Genomic DNA, 1,688 nt, shown 5'->3' on the forward strand with positions numbered 1-1,688 from the left:
GTCACATGGAACACCCAAATTAACATTTTGCTGTGTGATTAAAGTTTAATAATGGTTGTTTCATTGGGTAATTGATTGTAATGTGATATCTAATTTTATGTTATGATGTTTTATATCAATTTGGTCTGCAAGATGATTATTTATTTCTGAAAATAAAAACTGAACCTTTGCTTTTCCGTTTTTGGTTCTAACAACTTGGGTAAGTTGCTTGTTTTCAAAATAATAGTAATGGTTTTTGTTGTAAATGGAAGTCTCAAAAACATTCGTGTTTGCTTCTGAGAACGTGTTAATTACCTGAAGGTTATCTGAAACCAAGACCTTAAAATCATTTTTTAATACGTTTATTAGCATCTTTCTGTTAAGCTCGTCTAGAATATAATTTACTTGAAAATGGTTCTCGGTAAAGGTAAAATCGAAAAGTTTGTTTCCCATTTCGGTTGTAAAAACAACTCGATGTTCCTGCTCATTTATTTTTTTGATAATTAAAAGGCCACCAAAATGCTTGTCGTACACATCAATGGATGCTTTGTAAACATAATCTTTTGTTTCATCTGAAAAATAGGGGTTTTCGATACTTTTTGAAACCGAATTATCTAATTGAAAGTGTTGTTTTTTGGGATAGCTGGCACAAGATACAAGCAACAAACAAATACTAATGAGTAAAAATCGCATCGGGAAGTGGTTTGTTTAATTCTTTATTTGTGAATACAATTTTTGTGTAGTCTCCTGAAGGTTCCATCATTTTTACCTCAGTGACATCTCCTGAAGGATTAAAAGTAATTTGAAACGTTTCTATGTATTTTGATGAGTTTTTGTCTTTTGGCACAAAATGCACCTCACTGTTTTTGCCTGTTTTAAAGTAGGTAATAACAAAAGCATCCTCGTCAAACATATCCCCTTTAATACTGTTTATTATCAAGTTGTTCAATTCTTTAAAAAGCTTGTTGGAACCCATGTCCACTTGGTTTTTTTTACCCTCGTCGTTTATAAAAAGGGTCTCATTTTTAAAGAGTACAGCATATTTGTACGGTTCTGTATATTCCCATTTTACAAGGTCTGGAGTTTTAAAGGCGAGTTTGCCTTTGGTTATAATATCGTTGGATAAAAAATCCAGATGTTTATATTGTGTGAAATCGCTAACAATGGTTTTGGTGGTTAAAGCTTGTCTTTTTACAAGTGTTTTTAAACTTTGGGCCTCTGTTGCAGACATTTTTGTTTGAGCCTGCATGGTAACGGATAGCAGTAAAAAAAGAAAAACAAGATTACGCATAAGGTTCTATATTAAATAAGCTATCTACAGTAACTGCATGTAAATTTTGCTTTTGTAAAATTAACAATAACTGTTCCAAAACCCATATGGTTTTTTCGCTGGAATCGTGTAATAGGATGACATCGCCTTTTTTTATGTTTTTTGAAGCGCGTTTTAAAATGGTTTCCTTACTTAAACCTGTGGTATCCAAGGAACGCTTATTCCAGCCAATGGCTTGCAATTTCAGAGCGTTTAACGCTTTTTTTATTCTTGGGTTTGTAACACCAAAAGCAGGCCTGAAGAGTTTGAGCTTTAAGCCTGTTATGTTTTGAACAAGTTTGTTTGTCAATTCCAATTCTTCCATTACTTGCTTGCTGTTAAAAAAGCCAAACATATTATGATGGGAATAGGTATGGTTGCCAACTGTGTGTCCTTGCTT

The 1,688-nt window shown here is 32.9% G+C and carries 3 protein-coding genes; all 3 read right to left on the bottom strand.

The window, feature by feature from the left end:
• Positions 1 to 60: 60 nt before the first annotated feature.
• Positions 61 to 672, bottom strand: a complete 612-nt coding sequence (locus tag AACY93_RS13665) for a hypothetical protein (protein ID WP_286852605.1) — start codon at positions 670 to 672, stop codon at positions 61 to 63.
• Positions 653 to 1,270, bottom strand: coding sequence for an outer membrane lipoprotein carrier protein LolA (locus AACY93_RS13670; RefSeq protein WP_287006201.1), 618 nt, complete (start codon positions 1,268 to 1,270; stop codon positions 653 to 655). The genes AACY93_RS13665 and AACY93_RS13670 overlap by 20 nt, the downstream gene beginning before the upstream one ends.
• On the bottom strand, positions 1,263 to 1,688 hold a 426-nt coding region (locus tag AACY93_RS13675), incomplete at its 5' end, for a polysaccharide deacetylase family protein (RefSeq protein ID WP_339612160.1). The genes AACY93_RS13675 and AACY93_RS13670, both read right to left, overlap by 8 nt.

Source organism: uncultured Xanthomarina sp. (assembly GCF_963971605.1).
GTDB lineage: Bacteria > Bacteroidota > Bacteroidia > Flavobacteriales > Flavobacteriaceae > Xanthomarina > Xanthomarina gelatinilytica.

Excerpts from the sequence above, each read along its gene's own strand:
- AACY93_RS13665 (WP_286852605.1), bottom strand. The coding sequence starts at position 672 with ATGCGATTTTTACTCATTAGTATTTGTTTGTTGCTTGTATCTTGTGCC.
- AACY93_RS13670 (WP_287006201.1), bottom strand. The coding sequence starts at position 1,270 with ATGCGTAATCTTGTTTTTCTTTTTTTACTGCTATCCGTTACCATGCAG.